The sequence below is a fragment of the Geomonas sp. RF6 genome, from assembly GCF_021044625.1.
GTDB lineage: Bacteria > Desulfobacterota > Desulfuromonadia > Geobacterales > Geobacteraceae > RF6.
Genome location: NZ_CP087999.1, coordinates 3,229,590 through 3,246,021 on the forward strand (window position 1 = coordinate 3,229,590; position 16,432 = coordinate 3,246,021).

General features: G+C 64.0%; 8 protein-coding genes. 6 read left to right on the forward strand and 2 right to left on the reverse strand.

Annotated elements, in window-relative coordinates; translation table 11 throughout:
* Positions 1-83: 83 nt before the first annotated feature.
* Positions 84-962, forward strand: coding sequence for a substrate-binding periplasmic protein (locus tag LPW11_RS13960; RefSeq protein WP_230994484.1), 879 nt, complete (start codon positions 84-86; stop codon positions 960-962).
* 43 nt (positions 963-1,005) lie between these two features.
* On the opposite strand, the gene LPW11_RS13965 is transcribed toward LPW11_RS13960, so the two are convergent.
* A complete protein-coding gene (locus LPW11_RS13965) occupies positions 1,006-4,779 on the reverse strand; it encodes an NACHT and WD repeat domain-containing protein (RefSeq protein WP_230994485.1) in 3,774 nt (1,257 codons plus the stop codon).
* Positions 4,776-6,188 (reverse strand): toll/interleukin-1 receptor domain-containing protein, encoded by a 1,413-nt coding sequence (locus LPW11_RS13970; RefSeq protein ID WP_230994486.1) that lies wholly within the window; start codon positions 6,186-6,188, stop codon positions 4,776-4,778. The genes LPW11_RS13965 and LPW11_RS13970 overlap by 4 nt, the downstream gene beginning before the upstream one ends.
* A gap of 464 nt (positions 6,189-6,652) precedes the next feature.
* On the opposite strand from LPW11_RS13970, the gene LPW11_RS13975 reads away from it, so the two are divergent.
* The 5 genes from LPW11_RS13975 (at position 6,653) to LPW11_RS13995 (ending at position 16,390) form a co-directional block, all read left to right on the forward strand.
* Positions 6,653-7,375, forward strand: coding sequence for a (Fe-S)-binding protein (locus tag LPW11_RS13975; protein ID WP_230994487.1), 723 nt, complete (start codon positions 6,653-6,655; stop codon positions 7,373-7,375).
* Positions 7,372-8,739 (forward strand): LutB/LldF family L-lactate oxidation iron-sulfur protein, encoded by a 1,368-nt coding sequence (locus LPW11_RS13980; RefSeq protein WP_230994488.1) that lies wholly within the window; start codon positions 7,372-7,374, stop codon positions 8,737-8,739. The genes LPW11_RS13975 and LPW11_RS13980 overlap by 4 nt, the downstream gene beginning before the upstream one ends.
* A complete protein-coding gene (locus tag LPW11_RS13985) occupies positions 8,736-9,242 on the forward strand; it encodes a LutC/YkgG family protein (RefSeq protein ID WP_230994489.1) in 507 nt (168 codons plus the stop codon). The genes LPW11_RS13980 and LPW11_RS13985 overlap by 4 nt, the downstream gene beginning before the upstream one ends.
* Positions 9,243-9,572: 330 nt before the next feature.
* Complete coding sequence (locus LPW11_RS13990) at positions 9,573-10,541, forward strand: DUF5996 family protein (RefSeq protein ID WP_230994490.1); 969 nt, start codon at positions 9,573-9,575, stop codon at positions 10,539-10,541.
* 665 nt (positions 10,542-11,206) lie between these two features.
* The gene (locus LPW11_RS13995) at positions 11,207-16,390 is read left to right on the forward strand and encodes a trifunctional serine/threonine-protein kinase/ATP-binding protein/sensor histidine kinase (protein ID WP_230994491.1); all 5,184 of its coding nucleotides are present in this window, start codon (positions 11,207-11,209) and stop codon (positions 16,388-16,390) included.
* The last annotated feature ends 42 nt before the right edge of the window (positions 16,391-16,432 follow it).

The window sequence follows — 16,432 nt, forward strand, 5'->3', positions numbered from 1 at the left end:
GGAACCTCCGCGACCACCGCCGCAACTGTGGCGGCAACTGAAGCTTCAAGTCACTGACACTCTGGTGATAAACCGGAGAGAACATGAAGCGTTCGCTCACAATGTCTTTGCTGCTGTTACTCCTTACGACTGCCACCATCGCGACAGCCCATACAAGAGTGGTGTATCCAGCCTCCGAGTCCCGTGGCGAAACCCGTTTCGACGACCTCATCGAGATCCTCCATACTGCTCTGGACACGACCGTTCCGGACTACGGCCCGTACACCCTGCAATCGAGTCCTTTGGGGATGAACGAGGCGCGGTATCTCGCCGAGTTACGCAAGCCCGCCGGCACGATCAATGTGGCCTGGAGTGGTACCTCCGAACAGAAGGAAAGGGAGTACATCGCGGTGCGGATCCCTCTCAGGAAAGGGATCCTCGGGTATCGCATAGCGTTCATCGCGAAGGACAAGCAGGCGGATGTGGACAGGATCAAGACCGCCAAAGACCTGAAGGGGGTAATCATCGGACAGGGGATCGGATGGGGCGATACCGCCATCTATGCTGCCAATGGAATCCCGGTGGAGACGGCGGGCTACGACAGCCTGTTCAGGCTCTGTGCGGCGAAGCGGATCGACCTCTTTCCCCGCGGGATCAACGAGATCTTCGCAGAATATGCCGCGCGCCGCGATGCCATTCCAAATCTTGCCATCGAGAAGAATTTGCTCATCTACTATCCCTGGCCGTACTACTTCTTCTTCAACAGATCGAACGCCGCTTTGGCAAAACGTGTGGAAGCGGGGCTGAGGAAGATGATCAGGAACGGCTCTTTCGACGCCATCTTCATGAAATACAACAGGGAAGCCATTCTGAAGGCAGATCTGAAACATCGGCGCGTTATCAGACTCGTCAATCCGACCCTTCCAAAGGACACCCCGCTGAACGACCCCACGCTCTGGTTCGACCCCGCTACCATGAAGTGATGTTCCACCGGCTCCTGCCTCTTTACCGAAGGAATCCTTTCCGCTACCAGGAGATGCCGGGGAGCCTCAAATAGACCTTTTCCTTGGCGATCTCCCTGCGGTCGCTCTCACTGACCGTCGCATATTTCTCCACGAGTTTCCGCAGTTCGCCGAGCGGCTTCCAGCAGGCGTCGCACTCGCCGATTTTCACCGCCCCGTCGTCGCTGGCGGAAACGATCTCTCTCCCGCTGGGGCTAAACCGCACGTCGTTTACCCCCTCCGTGTGCCACCGCAACGCAGAGTGCTGGTGCCCTGTTCTCGCGTCCCACACGCATATGGTGTTGTCGGCACTGCCGGTCACCACCATGTCGCCCGCGGGGCTAAAGGAGGCTGATGACAGCGGGGCGATGTGCCCCCCCTTCAGAATGATCGGAGCCCTCCCCGACTCCTCGACCGACCAGATCGTGGCAGTCAGGTCGCTGCTGGCGCTGACGAGTTTTTTGCTGTCTTTGCTGAACTCTAAGGAAAATACGGCGCCATTGTGCGCCCGAAGGGCTTTGGGGGGAGCATACGGGTCCCGCCGGTCCCAGAGGAGGACCGTGTTGCCGTCGGTGGAGGCGACCCACCTGCCGTCAGGACTCATGGCAGCAGTGTTGTGCCCCGTTCCTACTTCCTGCTCGCAGGTGGCGTTCTCTTCGTTGAGGCTCTCTTCTTTCCAGATCTTCACTTTTCCGTCCGCGTCGAGCGTCAGCATTTCCTTCCGCTCGGGATTGAAAGTCGCCATGGTGCAGCGCTTCAGCCATGACGGAGTCCTCTCCTCATGCTTCTCCACATCCCATAGCACTGTCTCGAATCGTGAATCGGCCAAGGCATTGGAGGTCTTCGTCGCTACCAGGTGTTTCCCGTCCCCGCTCCAGGACAGCGAGATGTACTGGTTCTCCCCTTCGCTTCCAAGGCTTGTGCGGGGGTGACCAGATCCGCCAGCCTCGTCGATTCCGATAATGCCGCACCCTCCTTCATCTCCAACGGCAAGGCAGTCTCCGGAGGGATTGTACCTCGCATTGAGTGCCCACTTCTCCGAGAAGGAAAGGAGATGGGGGACCTTGAAGCGCCATACCCGCACCGTTCCATCGTAGCTCCCCGTTATCACACGATCTCCTGCCGGTGTGAAGAGTGCGCGGCTCACGCCATCCCGGTGACCGCGCAGCATTATGGAGCCCAACGTCCGCGTCGACCAGAGACGCGCCGTGCCATCGCTGCTGGCGGTTACCAGGAGGGTGCCGTTGGGGGATACCTCTGCGTCCACGACCCAGCTGTCGTGCCTGCGCCTTTGCTTCCTTTCACTGACCTGCGCTATCCATAGTTTCGCCACCTTGTCGGAGACCGTCAGCACCGGGTAGCTCTGGTCGTCCAGCTTCGCGAACTTCGCCCTGTAAACCGGTCGAAGGTGCTCCAGGACACGCGGAGGCTCTGTTCGCGCAAGTCGCCGGTGCTGCAGATCGAGGTTCCAGACGATGGCCTTCGTATCATCTGAGGCGGTGACCAGTTGTGACGCTGTGGCCGGGTGGAAGGCGATGTCTCTGATCGCTCCTCCCTGCCGCATGGGCGAGCGGTTTTTTTTCCCGTCCATCCGGCCGATCCACGCCCCGCGGTGACCCTCTCGCCAGATAATGGTGGTGCCGTCCTCCTGTCCGCTTGCGAGGTAGCTGCCATCGCTGGAGAAAGCGAGAGCCGTGACGGCTGAACTCCCGGCACCCGCCACTATCTTCGGCGGGGCCGACGGGACTGATGCATCCCAGATGCTGATTTCCCCGAAGGCGCACCCCACCGCCACGTGCCGGTCATCGGGGCTGACGCATACCGCGGACACCGACTGCTCCGGCCCGCACGACAGTTGCTGCGAGCCTCCACCGGCCCGGTACAGTTTCACGTGGGCGATTCCGCCGGGATCTGTTGCATAGGCAACGACCACGGAGTTTTTCGCTGCCAGCCATGCCTTGAAAACGTCTCCCTTGCAATCGACCGGTTTGGCGACCTCTTTGAACCCCGCGTCCAGCAATGTGACGGTGGTGCCTGCCGCCACGACGAGGCGAGTCCCGTCAGGGGAATAGCGCAAATCGCGCACCGGTCCACTGAATGAAAGAATCGGGCTCTCCGTGTGGGCCATTTCCAGCAACGCCAGCGACTGTCGCAGTGCATACTCTGCATTTTCGTTGTCGCTGTCGCGGTGTACGGCGGCGGAGGCGAGCAGGGCGCTGTAGGCGGGATCAAAATTCAACTTCTCCAGGGACTTCCCCGCCAGGTCGTCGGAGGCGGCGCGTCTCAGGATGGCCGCCCCGGCGACGATGACGAGGAGGGCGACGGCGAAGAGAGCCACCCCCCACCGCTGCACCTTCGAGAGCCTCTGCTCGCGGGCCGCCTCCTTGCAACTGAGTTCGAGGAAGCGGTCCATGGACTTCATGGTGGCGGCGCTGTCACCGGAGGCGTACAGCGCCACCCACTCCGGGGTAGGCTGGGTCCTTTCCCGCCATTCTCGCGCCCGCTCCAGGTTGCGCTCCCTCCATAGGCTCCCCTCCTTCGCCTCGTAGAGTCGGGCGGCGTCTGCAACTCTCAATAGCATCGCGCGCGATCTCGCCTCCGCCCCGGCCCACTCCCGCAGCCGCTGCCATTGCCTGATCAGGCTCTCGTGCGAGATGTCAATTACCGGGTTGCTCTCCAGAGAGACCTCCTGGTGCGGCATGAGGAATGCCGTGTCGGGCTGGCGAAAGCGGTCGACGATCTGCGCCACCTGGCTCGGCAAGGCCCCCGTTACCCGGCACAGGTGATCGAAATTGAGAGGCCTCCTCACCTCGATCCCCTCCGAGACCCGCTCGGTGAGTGCGCGGAAGACCTTCTCTGCCACCGGCTGGAGCTCGGCAAGAGACGCATACGCCTGCTCCGCGTGGTTGCAGATCGCTTCCTTCGCGGCACCCACCGCCTCATAATCCTCGAGGTCGATCGCCCTCGCCCCTTCGCACGTCTCGGCCCACCTGTTCCAGGTGCGCGACAGTACGTGCTGCATGACGGGAAGGTCGTCGAAGCTGCTGGAGACATCGTTCAGCAGGCGCTGGACGAGCCGTGGCGCGATGCTGTGACCGCGCAGGAGAACCGGCTCAGTGATCGCCTCCTTGCGCTGGTCCCGGGTCAGTTTCGGCACCAGGTACTGGCCGCGGCTCACCGCCTCGGGGAGGTCGAGAAAGTCGGCGCAGGAGCCGAGCGTCTCGGAGCGCAGGGTGATGATGACGCTTACCGGGGACTGGGGGGTGCGGGCGGCGTTCAGCAGCAGCTTTATGAAGGCCGCCGCCTCGTTCGGGTCTATGAGGTTTCTGAAGCGAAAGATCTCCTCGAACTGGTCGACCACCACCAGCACCCGCGTGCCGGGCTCCAGCCGGGCAAAGCCGACCGCCTCCACAAGGCCAAGCCCCCCGAGCCTGAGCCTGCCGAGGAGCGGGCCGGTGCGCGACTCCTCAGAGCCGCCGCCGAGCCCGATGATCGGTGAGAGCTTCTGCGCCAGGTTGGTGATCGGTTGGTTCCCCGGACGCATCACGGCGCAGCGCCACGTGTTGCCGCCCCCGTCTCCGTCCGCCACGGAGAGCCTGCTCAGCACCCCGGCGCACACAAGGGACGACTTCCCGCACCCTGACGCCCCCGCCACCGCGACGAATCTCTCCGACTGGAGTCGGGCCGCCAGCTCCTCTATCTGCTCTGCGCGCCCAAAGAAGCGGTCCGCCTCCCCCTCGCAGAAGGGGCGCAGCCCCGGGAAGGGGTTTGCCAGTATCAGCTCTTCCGTTGCGGTCATGACACCCCCTCCTTCGGTGCGATGAAGTGGCGAAGCTCTTCCTCGTTGACCCCCGCGGTCGCGATGACCGTCTGAGCCTTCGTGGTGAGGAATGCCTCCTTTTCCGGCGTGTCCGGTGGCGCGGCATACACGCAGAGCCGGCCCCTCCCCGCGAGGGGGGTGACGTCGGGGTGGGAAAGGACCGCGTCCACCCACCCCTCCGTCTGTCCGCCCCAGTAGATGATGCACTTGCTGCAGCGGGCGAGGGTCTTGGCGAGCCCTGCGGGGTCGGCGGGTTCCGCCCCGGCAAAGGCGATGGCCTTCGGATCGACCGCCAGCTTTTCGACAAGGTACTGCTTCATCGGGCGTGTCGTGGCGACATCCCCCTGCTCAACGATCAAGGCGACCTCGGACCCGGCTGCGGCCGCCGGAGGGGACGGGAGCTTCGCGTAGATCTGTGTCTTGAACTCCTCGAGTGTGTCCTCCAGGTACTCCACCCCCTCGTTGGAAAGCTCCTCCTCGATGTAGTCGATGAGCTCCTTTGCCGTGCAGTCCGGGGAGTCGCTACTGCGGATCCACACCAGGGGCATCGGCTTCCCCTTCTTCTTCATCGCGCCCACTGCCAGCTCCAGCTGGAGCCTCGCCCGTGCCGGCACCTCCGTTTCGCAGGAGGCGCCACAGACGAGGTGGACGCAGAGGTCGGCAGCTGCCAAGTGGTCGCTGATCCTTTCCTTGAGGTCCGCGGAGTTCCAGAAGTACTCCCGCTCAGGCACCACCAGGAAGCCGCGCTGCTGCAGGTCCGATCTCAGTTTCTCCCTCTCGTCATGGAGCTCCGGCGCGACCCGTGCCAGGAAGACGGTCCCCACCCTCATCTTGCAGACGTACCCCTTGAGCTCCTCCAGCGCGTCCATCAGGTCCTGGGCGAGGCGCTCCAGGGTCTCCCAGAATTGGGGGGAGGTGCCTTCGGTGCTCCCGGGGCTGTACTCCATGAAGTAGGGGGGGCGCTTGGGGTCCTCCTTGAAGAACTTGTGGTTGTGGCAGGCGGCGATCTCCAGCGGCAACTGCTGGTCCGGCTTCAGCGGCTGCTTGAAAATCGGCACGATCCGCTTCTGCATCGCCTCTGTCGCGCTCTTCGCCTTCCCGAGGAAGCAGTCCATTTCCTTGCAGCAGACATCGGAGTCGAAGTAAGTCCTGGAGATGACGGCAAGGAAGATGGCGGTGGTGTCGAGTGCCGCCATTATCTCTGCACGCCACTGGTCGCCGGCGCGGATCTTCCCTTCGTCCCGCCAGATGGTTACCTCACCGACCAGGTCGAGGAGCCTGGCCCGGAGCTCCTGGCAGAAGGTATCGATCCACCTGTCGTGGGCATCGTTGGAAGTATGCCGGTAGCTAATAAATATGTCGTTCTTGAACTGCGGCACATAGCTCATGATCGACCTCCTGGACTGTAAAAAGACTACAACTGTGTCGCAAGCCCCCTTTGGGAAAGAGGCACGAAGACGCTTGAAAACGGTGGCAATAGCTGCAGAGGGGAGGGGACTTGGATGTGATACTGAGGATGTAGTTGCAGGGGGGGTAACGATTGTTGTGTGGTGAGCTTAAGTCGAGAGATGGGAGGTATGTGTGTTAACATTCTTACCTCTGGCGTCATTATTACTTACATTGTGCGTCGCATCTCCTGTCGAAGCTGATACAGTCCCTTGGTGTTACTGTACGCGGTACGAACAATAGAATAATTTCCTGCTGCACTATGTCAAGGAAGGTGGTGTCATGAATGAAGACCAAAAGTAACAGTGGGAGCCGCATACAGATCGGTTTAATTGACAGCGCAGTCCGCTCCAGTAGACTTCACCGCAGGAAAGGGTGCTCTCGATACCAAGGAGGCAAAGAGTTTATGCGAGTTCAGCTTTTCGGCACCTGCATGATCGATTCCTTCTACCCGGAGGTGGGAGAGGCGACGGTGCAACTCCTGGAGCACTTCGGGGTGGAGGTTGTCTTCCCGAAGGGACAGACCTGTTGCGGGCAACCCGCCTTCAACGCCGGGTATCGCGAGGAAGCGCGGGGTGCTGCAAGACATTTCCTCTCCGTCTTCACCGGCGACGACCCCATCGTTACCCCCTCAGGCTCCTGCGCCGCGATGGTGAAGCACCACTACCCCGAGCTCTTCCGTGATGACCCCCGGCTCGCCGAGAAGGCGGCGCGGGCCGCGGCGAGAGTCTTCGAGATCTCGCAGTTCCTGGTCGGAACGTTGCGGGCGCAGGAAAGGAGCTTCATCGGGAAGGGGCGCATCACCTACCATTCCTCCTGTCATCTGACCCGGATGCTGGGGGTGCGGGAGGAGCCGCTCCTCCTCATCGCCGCATTGAAAGGGGCCGAATTCGTCCCCATGCCGGACGCGACCCGCTGCTGCGGTTTCGGCGGAGTCTTCATGGCAAAGCTGCCGGAGATCTCCTGCGCACTCGCCGAGGAGAAGGCCGATTCCGTCATCGCCACCGGCGCCGACACGGTCACCGGCGGCGACAGCGCGTGCCTGATGACGATAGCGGACGCGCTGAAGCGCCGCGGCAGCACGGTAAAGGCGAAGCACCTCGTGCAACTCCTGGCGGAGGGATTATGAGCGAAGAACAGGGAAGCCTCCATTTCCGCGCCAACTCCGTTGCCTCCATTGCCGATGAGTCGCTGCGCGCCGCGCTCAGAAACGCCGCCGATACCTTCGGCACCAGGCGAACCCTCGCCTTCGGCTCGGTCCCGGACCTGGAGGCGCTGCGCGAGAAGGCCTCGGCGATTCGCATGGAGGTGCTGGACAACCTCCCCGGCTATGTGGACACCTTCGCAGCGAACGCAGCCCGGCAGGGGGCGACGGTGCACCGGGCGAGTGATGCGCAAAGCGCCTGCGACATCGTCGGCTCCATCCTCACCGGGCACGGCATCACCATGGCGGCGAAGGGGAAGTCGATGGTCTCCGAGGAGATAGGGCTTAACCACCACCTGCAGCGGCTGGGGATAGAGGTGGTGGAGACGGATCTCGGGGAATACATCATCCAGCTCGAGGGGGAGACCCCGTCGCACATCATCGTTCCGGCCATTCACAAGAACAGGAAGCAGGTGGGAAAGCTCTTCTCGGAGCGCCTCGGCGTACCGTACACCGAAGACCCGCAGGTCCTGACGAAGACCGCGCGCAAGGTCATGCGCGAGAAGTTCCTGGCGGCGAAGGCGGGGATTTCCGGGGCGAACTTCGCCATAGCCGACACCGGCAGCCTCGTCCTCTTCACCAACGAGGGGAACGGCAGGATGGTGACGAGCCTCCCTCCATTGCACGTTGCCGTCCTCTCCATCGAAAAGATCCTGCCAAAGCTCACCGACCTGCCGACTTTCATCCGCCTCCTGCCGCGCTCGGCGACGGGGCAGGCGATCACCAGCTACGTCTCTCTCATCACCGGGACCCGCAAAGCGGGGGAGGCGACCGGTGCGAAGGAGTTGCACATAGTTCTCGTGGACAACGGCCGCAGCTCCATCGTGAAGGGTGAGTGCCGCGAGATGCTGAAGTGCATCCGCTGCGGCGCCTGCATGAACGTCTGCCCGGTGTACCGGACCGTCGGCGGGCACGCCTACGGCTGGACCTACCCGGGGCCGATGGGTATGGTGCTGACGACCCTTCTCACCGGGATGGAAAACTCCTACCCGCTGGTCGACGCCAGCACGCTGTGCGGCGCCTGCGTCGACGTCTGCCCGGTGCGCATACCGCTGGTGGAACTCATCGTGAAGCTGAGGGAGGAGAGGGTGAGGGACGGTCTCTCCGACAGGAGGGAAAGGATCGGCATGCGCCTCTTCGGCGCGGCGGCCGCCCAGCCTGCGCTCTTTGGATGGGGAGAAAAGCTCTCCCGGCTTCTCTGGCCCGTGATCAAAAAGGTTGGCGGGGAAAAGGTAGCGGGGAGGCTCCCGGAGCCGGCGGCGAGGCCATTTCACAGGAGGATGCCGTGACCCGTGCGGAGATGGTGGCAACTTTCATGGAGAAGGCGGCAGGCGCCGCGGCGGTAGCGATGGAGGTCGCAGATGCCGACGCCCTGCGGGAAGCGATCGCGGCGCTCTTGCCGGCGGCGGGTGCTGTGTACTCTCCCGCTCTCAGCGAGCTGGAGGTGGCGGCGGTGCAGGGTGTGACGCCCCTCGTGGGATATGAGGAGGCGCAGGTTGCGGTGGAGGAGGTTTTTGCGGGGATTGCGGAAACCGGGAGCATAGTGTGCGCCAGCGTGGAGGGGAGGGCCGTGCAGGGAAGCCTCCTCCCCTCGCATCACGTAGCAATCCTCCCCGCGGAGAAGATCTACCGGACGCTCGATGACTTTATCGGGAGCATCGGCACACCGCCGACGAACATGGCAATCATCACCGGCCCCAGCCGTACCGCCGACATCGAGCTCACCCTCGCCATAGGCGTGCACGGGCCGGAGCGGGTGGACATTTTCGTGGTGAACCCACCGGTGCCGTAGACCCGGTCAATGAGGTCCGCCCAGTCGGGGGGCGTGCCGATCCGCCTCATCATCTCCGCCCCGGGGCCCTTTGGCATTTGTAGGCCGGAATAAGCGGTAGCGTTTCCGGCATTCGCTGCCGCGCGGCTGCGTCTGTGGTGGACTGCCGGGAACACCTGGCGGCTTATCCCGGCCTACATGGACGCCTCCTGCTCACCCCACTCCCACCCTGAGAGCGTGCTCGCCTGCGCCTGTGCCGCTGTCCCCTTTCATGGGGAGACAGCTGGAGATGCTATAATTTCTTCTATGGTCCAAACTGCGGGGTTTCGGCAACTTTACAGGGAGCGGGACATGACAGCACAATCCTCTTTGGAAGCAACCAGCAATGACTGGCCGAGCATCCCCTTTGCCGAGTGGAAGGACACCTGCGCCACGCTGCACATGTACACGCAGGTAGTCGGCAAGGTAAGGCTGGTTCAGACGACATGGGTGAACCACTCGTGGCACACGCCGCTGTACGTCACCTCCCGCGGGCTCACGACTTCGCCGATCCCGTACGGGAGCAGAACCTTCGAGATCAACTTCGACTTTATCGAGCATGCGGTCCATATCCTCGCCAGTGACGGCGGGAAAAGGACGATACCTCTGGCGCCGCGTCCGGTGGCGCACTTCTACGAGGAGCTCCTGGCAAGGCTCTCCGAGTTGAACCTTCCGGTGCAGATCAGCACGATCCCGAATGAGGTGGCGGAACCGATTCCCTTTGAAACCGATCGCGTACACGCCTCCTACGAGGCGGAACAGGCCAACCGTTTCTGGCGCGCGCTGGTGCAGATCGATCGGGTCTTCAAGGAGTTTCGCGCCCGCTTTATCGGAAAGTGCAGCCCCGTGCACTTCTTCTGGGGAAGCTTCGACCTCGCCGTCACCCGCTTCTCCGGACGACCCGCGCCGCCGCATCCCGGTGGGATCCCGCATCTCCCGGACTGGGTCACGCGTGAGGCGTACTCCCACGAGGTGAGCAGCTGCGGATTCTGGCCCGGCGGTGAGCTCCTGCCTGAGCCGATCTTTTACTCCTACTCGTACCCGGAGCCGCCGGGATTTTCAGCAGCCCCGGTGCGGCCGGCCGGTGCAGGGTACCATGCGGGATTGAAGGAGTTTGTCCTCCCGTATGAGGAAGTGCGTCGCGCGCCGTCGCCCGACAGCGCTCTCCTCGATTTCCTCCAGACGACCTACGAGGCGGCCGCCGAGTGCGCCCGCTGGGACAGGAACGAGCTGGAGCGTGGCGACTTTCCCCCCGGTGGCAATATCCTCCGTCACCCCTGACATGCCCGACTCCTCCTCCTTGGAAGGTGCCACCATGCCAGATGTCGCCACCAAAGGCCAAATCCCCCCTGTCCCCCCTTCGCAAAGGGGGGGACGTAAGGCCGCGAACGTGGAGCAGATATCCAGTGGCCGCTGCAGGAGAACTCGCGGTCCTGCATAGCCCGGAGTCGCGGGTAATAGGTGTTCGGGGACATAGGTAACACGTGTTCGGCGACATAGGTAACGGGTTCGCGGACATAGGTAACACTTCAACCTGCAGTATTCTCATACTAACCACTGCACGAGACCTCACGTTTCCCCCCTTTGCGAAGGGGGGACAGGGGGGATTTGCTTTTGCCAGGCCATACGTGAAGGGGCCGCGTCCGAACGCCACAGCCGAACCTCTGCACTCTGCGCATTTCCTCACCCATCTCCCGTCTCCATTGCCGCATTGCCTAAAGCATTCCCCCTCCTCTGCCGATATGACGCTGTGCTGCGTCTCCTTTTCTCTCACGGTTCTCCTCCTCCACACCCTCGCCGAGGCAACACGGGAATATCCAGCAGCAAGGAGTTTTGCGAATGACCCACGCCGAGTACCGGAGCGGCATGAGCTGCGGCAGGGAGATCCTCTTCGAGAGCAAACGAGTTTCGCGAGCGCCGGCGTCGGCAAGGGAAGGAGGGGTGCGATGACCCGGGAGTCGGGTGAGAGAGGTAAGGAAGAACTACTCTTCGAGAACGGACTGGCTCGCATCTGCCGTGTACCGCGCCGGGATGGGAGAGGGGCGGTCCTTACGAAGGAGTTCCTCGGTCAGAACGCCCTGCAGCGCCTCTACCACGAACGGCGCATCGTGGAGCGCCTGGGGGCGGTGTCGGGGGTGCCTCGCCTGGTGGAGGGGGAGACGACGGCCCCTGCCACCATCGCCCTGGAGGATACCGTCGCGGTCCCCCTCTCCGCTCTGACCGGTGCTGCGCTCCCGGAGACCTCGCTCCTTCTGGAGATTGCACAGCAGGTCGCCGAGATCCTCGCCGACATCCACGGGGCCGGCGTCGCCCACAAGAACCTCTCCCCGGCGAGCATACTGTGGTCTCCGCTGGAGAAGAGAGTCTTCATCGTCGACTTCAGCCTTGCCACCACCTTTGCAGACGAGCGCCCAAGCTTCGTGCATCACCGCGAGATTGCAGGCTTCCTCCCTTTTCTGGCGCCGGAACAGACCGGGCGGACGGGGCGCGCGGTCGATTACCGTGCGGACCTCTATGCCCTCGGCGCGGTCCTCTATACGCTCTCCACCGGCGCACCCCCTTTTGCCGGGGATGATCCGCTGCAGCTCATCCACGACATCCTGGCAGAGCTTCCGGTCCCCCCATCGGAGCGGAATCCTTCGGTCCCGAGAGGGTTTTCCCGCATCGTGACGCGGCTGATGGAAAAGGAGCCGGACCGCCGCTACCAGAGCGCGCAGGGGGTCGCCTTCGACCTGGTGCGTCTGCGGGAGACGCTCCTGACGGGAAAGACGACGGACTTCCCGCTCAGGGAGCGCGACTTCCCCCTCAGGCTCTCTCCCCCCTCGCGCCTTGTGGGGAGGGATACGGAGATCTCCGCCCTTCACGACGCCTTTGACCTCGCGATGCATGGCCGGGGAGGGTGCCTGGTTATTGCCGGCGCGCCCGGGGTGGGGAAGACCGCGCTCCTGAACGAACTCCGTCCGATCGTTGCCGCCAGGCGCGGCTGGTTTGTGTGCGGCAAGTTCGACCAGTATCGCCGCGATCTGGAGGCGGACGCGGTGCGCCAGTCGATGGGGGCGCTCGGGCGCCTTCTCCTTGCCGAGCCTGAGGCCCAGCTCGCACCGCTGCGTGAAAAGATCCTGCGCGAACACGGAGCCAACGCCGGGATCACAGCTTTCTTTATCCCCGAACTGGGGGCGGTCCTGCGCAGAGCGCCGCAGACCCTCTCGGGGGACGCTCTGCAGAACAAGGACCGCATGGTGCAGAGCGCGCTGGAGGTCTTTCGCGCCGTCGCCTCGCCGGAACGTCCCCTGGTTCTCGTGCTCGATGACCTGCAGTGGGCAGCTCCCACCCCGCTGGGGCTCGTCGATGCCCTGGCGACGGAAAACGTCCCGGGACTCTTCATGGTCTGCGCCTACCGCGACGGGGAGGTGGACGCGCTGCACCCCTTGTCGCCGATGTTGTCACGGTGGGCCGGCTGCGCGACGCCGCCGCGCCTTTTGCACCTGGCGAACCTCCCTCCCCGCGATCTCACCCTTCTTCTGCGCCAGATGCTGCGCCTGGAGAAGGAGGAAGCAGAAGGACTTGCCGCCTCCGTCATCGCGCGCACCGGCGGGAACCCATACCACACGGTGGAAATGATCAACGCCCTGCGGCGCGAGGGGGTCCTGGTGGTGGGGGAGTCGGGGTGGAGCTGGGACGCGGCGGCGATCCGCCGCTATGTCGGAGGTGGCGACCTTCTCGACCTTCTCTCCTCCCGTATCGCGCTCCTGCCGCAGGAGACGCAGGACCTTGTGGAGACGGTGGCCTGCCTCGGCGGAAAGGTGACCGTCCCGCTCCTCGAGGCGGCGACCGCTCTCCGGGGCTCGCAGGTCGAAGAGTACCTGGTGCCGGCACTTGAGGACGGGCTTTTGGTGATCGAGTCGTCGGAGTCGGGGGGCGCGGTGGGGTTCAGGCACGACCGGGTGCAGCAGGCGGCATACGCCCGCATGGAGCACGGGGCGCGCCTTGCGCTGCACCTGTCGCTCGGGAGATCCCTGGCCCCCCTTCCGGAGTTCCTCATCCTGGCGGCGGAGCAGTATCTGGCCGCGCTTCATCTGGTGCAGGATCCGCTGGAGTGCCGGAGGGCGGTGCTGCTCTTTCGGGATGCGGCGGCGAAGACGAAGAACCTCAATTTCACCATTACACAGCGCATCGTTGCGGCGGCTCTGGAACTCCTGCAGAGAATCAACAATCCTGAGGACACCCTTCTCTTTCTCCAGATGGAAAGGGAGTACCACGCGGCATTGTACAGCCTTGCGCGCCTCGACGAGGCGGACGAGGTCTATCGCTCCATCCAAATGCGCTCCCCCGATCCGGTGGAGCTCGCCGGGGCGGCGTGGCTCCAGGTGTGCAGCCTCACCAACAGGGGGCGCGCGGCGGAGGCGGTGGCGCTCGGGCTCGGGGTCCTGCGTACGCTCGGTGTCGCGGTCCCGCAGCAGCACGAACTTTGCGGGGAGATCGAGCGGGGACTGGACCTCCTTGAGAAATGGGGTGCGCAGGCGAGCGTTGCGGAGGACCTGGCGCGAGGCGACGTCGACGACCCGCGCATCCTGGCAATCGCCCGCCTGATCAACCGGATGATTCCCCCCTCCTATTTTAGCGGGCAGGAAGTCACCCCGTGGCTCTTCCTGGTGGCCCAGCGCCTGTGGGTGGAAAACGGCCCATGTGCCGCGCTGATAGGTCCCCTGAGCCACGCGAGCTTTATGACGGTGGCGGTGAGGGAGGACTTCCACACCGGGTACCGAGTGGTGCGACACGCGGTCGCCGTGAGCGAGGCGCGTCGCTACGAGCCCGATACCTCCCAGGCCCTCTTCCTCTTTTCCCTGAGCTCCGGGGTCTGGTTCGAGCCTCTGGAGGAAAGCTTCCGGCTCGCGCAGCGCAGCCACGAGGGGCTCCTGCAGGGGGGCGACCTGCAAAATGCCTGTTTTACCTACTACTCCTCCATTCCCGCCTTCTTCGAGTGTGCAGACACCCTCCTGGAATTCACCTCCATGCTGGAGCCGTGTCTCGCCTTTTCCGCACGCACCGGAAATGCCCAATGCCTGACGGCCTTCAACTACTACCAGGAAGTTGCCGACATGCTGGCTCGAGGTGTGGCGCCAAAGCCGTCGGAGCCGGAAATGAACGGGACCGTCGCGGCGCAGCGCCTCTTCACCCGCGCCATGATGACGGCTCTGCTGGGAAATATGGCGGAGCTCGTGCGGTACGCCGGCGATGCGATGCAGCTCCTCCCTTACCTCGCCGCCTGCTACGTCACGGCACTCTTTCATCTTTTCCAGGGACTGGCGCTGGCTCACAGGATACGGCAGGATGCGGGGGAGGCGCGGGACGCGCTTCTCGCCGAACTCGCGCTCTCCCGCGAATGGTTGGCGCGGCGTGCCGCCGATGCTCCGGAGAACTTCCGGCATCTGGTGCATTTCCTTGACGCGGAGCGGGCGTGGTCTGTTGGGGAGGTGCGACAAGCGTTATGCGCTTTCGAGGAGGCCATGACTGAGGCTGAAATGCGCCGGCGCCCCTGGCACCGCGCGCTCATCACGGAGCGGGCCGCGCTCTGCCACCTGGATCACGGGCTGGAGCGGAGCGGACGGCACCTCCTGTCCGAGGCCCTGTCCCACTACCGCAAGTGGGGAGCCGAGGCGAAGGTGCTGCAACTGGAAGAGCGCTATCCTTTCCTGCGGGCACCCCGTGCCGTGCCGCGGGGGGAGGATTCGCGCTACGGCGTCTCCTCCGATCAGGTGGACATGCTGGCGATCCTGCGCGGCTCGCAGGCCCTCTCCTCCGAGACGAGCCTGGAAAGGGTGCGCGCCCAGGTAGTCGAGCTCCTCGGCGCCATGACCGGCGCCTCCGGAGTCTCCCTGGTGCTCTGGCAGGAGGGGAGCGGATGGTGTCTGCTTCCGGAGGAAGGGGAGGCGCTTCCCCTGGAAGAGGGGGCGCGGGAGCGGATCCTCCCGGTGGCGATATTCCGCTACGTGGAGCGGACCCGGGAGCCGCTCCTCGTGCACGATGTGAAGAGGGATGATCGCTTCGCCTTCGACGGCTACTTCTTCCCGCTGGAGTGCTGCTCGGTCCTTGCCCTTCCGATCCTGAACCAGGGGGTGCTGCGCGCCGTCCTTCTCCTGGAGAACCGCCTGAGCCGCGGCGCCTTCACCGACGAGGGGCTGGACGCGGTGAAGCTTCTCGCCGGACAGCTCGCGGTGTCGCTGGAAAACGCCCTCCTGTACCAGAAGCTGGAGGAACGGGTGCGGCAGCGCACGGCGGAGCTCTCCGCGGCACAAAGCGAGCTCATGGCGACGGCGCGGCAGGCGGGGATGGCGGAGATCGCCACGAACGTCCTGCACAACGTGGGGAACGTGCTAAACAGCGTCAATATCTCTGCCGGGATCGTGATGCATGCCATGGCCTCGTCGAAGTCGCGGGAGCTCGGGAAGACGGTGGAGCTGGTGAAGGAGCACTCGGCGGATCTCCCTCTTTTCCTTTCGCACGATCCGAGGGGGAGGCTCCTCCCGGCGTACCTGGAAAAGCTCTCCCGGGCGCTGGACGAGGAGCAGCGCTCCGTAATGGGGGAGCTGTCGCGCCTGGTGGGGAGTGTGGACCACATAAAGGAGATCGTGGCCGCGCAGCAGTCGTATGCGCGTGGCACGAGCCTCATGGAGCCGACGCGGGTGAGCGACCTCGTGGAGGACGCGCTGCGCATGAACAGCGGTGCGCTGCAGCGTCATCAGGTGACGGTGCTGAAGGATTTTGCGGAAATCCCGTCGGTCCCCCTGGACAAGGCGCGGGTGCTGCAGATTCTCGTGAACCTGATCAGCAACGCGAAGTACGCCATGGACAGCCATCGAACGGAGACTGCTCTGATGACGCTGCGGACGGAGGTCGTGGAAGGGTGCCTGCGGATATCGGTGGCGGACTGCGGGGAGGGGATCGCGCCGGAGAACCTGTTGCGGATCTTCAGCCACGGCTTCACCACCCGCAAGGGTGGGCACGGCTTCGGGCTGCACAGCTGCGCGCTGGCGGCAAAGGAGATGGGGGGGACGCTCACGGCGCACAGCGACGGGGTAGGGCGAGGGGCGGTCTTTACGCTGGAGTTGCCGGTAGCCGCGGCAGTATAGCCTGTGTGTTTTTTGTAGGCCGGAGCATTTTCGGCAGACAGG

Excerpts from the sequence above, each read along its gene's own strand:
- LPW11_RS13970 (WP_230994486.1), bottom strand. The coding sequence starts at position 6,188 with ATGAGCTATGTGCCGCAGTTCAAGAACGACATATTTATTAGCTACCGG.
- LPW11_RS13990 (WP_230994490.1), top strand. The coding sequence starts at position 9,573 with ATGACAGCACAATCCTCTTTGGAAGCAACCAGCAATGACTGGCCGAGC.
- LPW11_RS13965 (WP_230994485.1), bottom strand. The coding sequence starts at position 4,779 with ATGACCGCAACGGAAGAGCTGATACTGGCAAACCCCTTCCCGGGGCTG.
- LPW11_RS13995 (WP_230994491.1), top strand. The coding sequence starts at position 11,207 with ATGACCCGGGAGTCGGGTGAGAGAGGTAAGGAAGAACTACTCTTCGAG.
- LPW11_RS13980 (WP_230994488.1), top strand. The coding sequence starts at position 7,372 with ATGAGCGAAGAACAGGGAAGCCTCCATTTCCGCGCCAACTCCGTTGCC.
- LPW11_RS13975 (WP_230994487.1), top strand. The coding sequence starts at position 6,653 with ATGCGAGTTCAGCTTTTCGGCACCTGCATGATCGATTCCTTCTACCCG.
- LPW11_RS13960 (WP_230994484.1), top strand. The coding sequence starts at position 84 with ATGAAGCGTTCGCTCACAATGTCTTTGCTGCTGTTACTCCTTACGACT.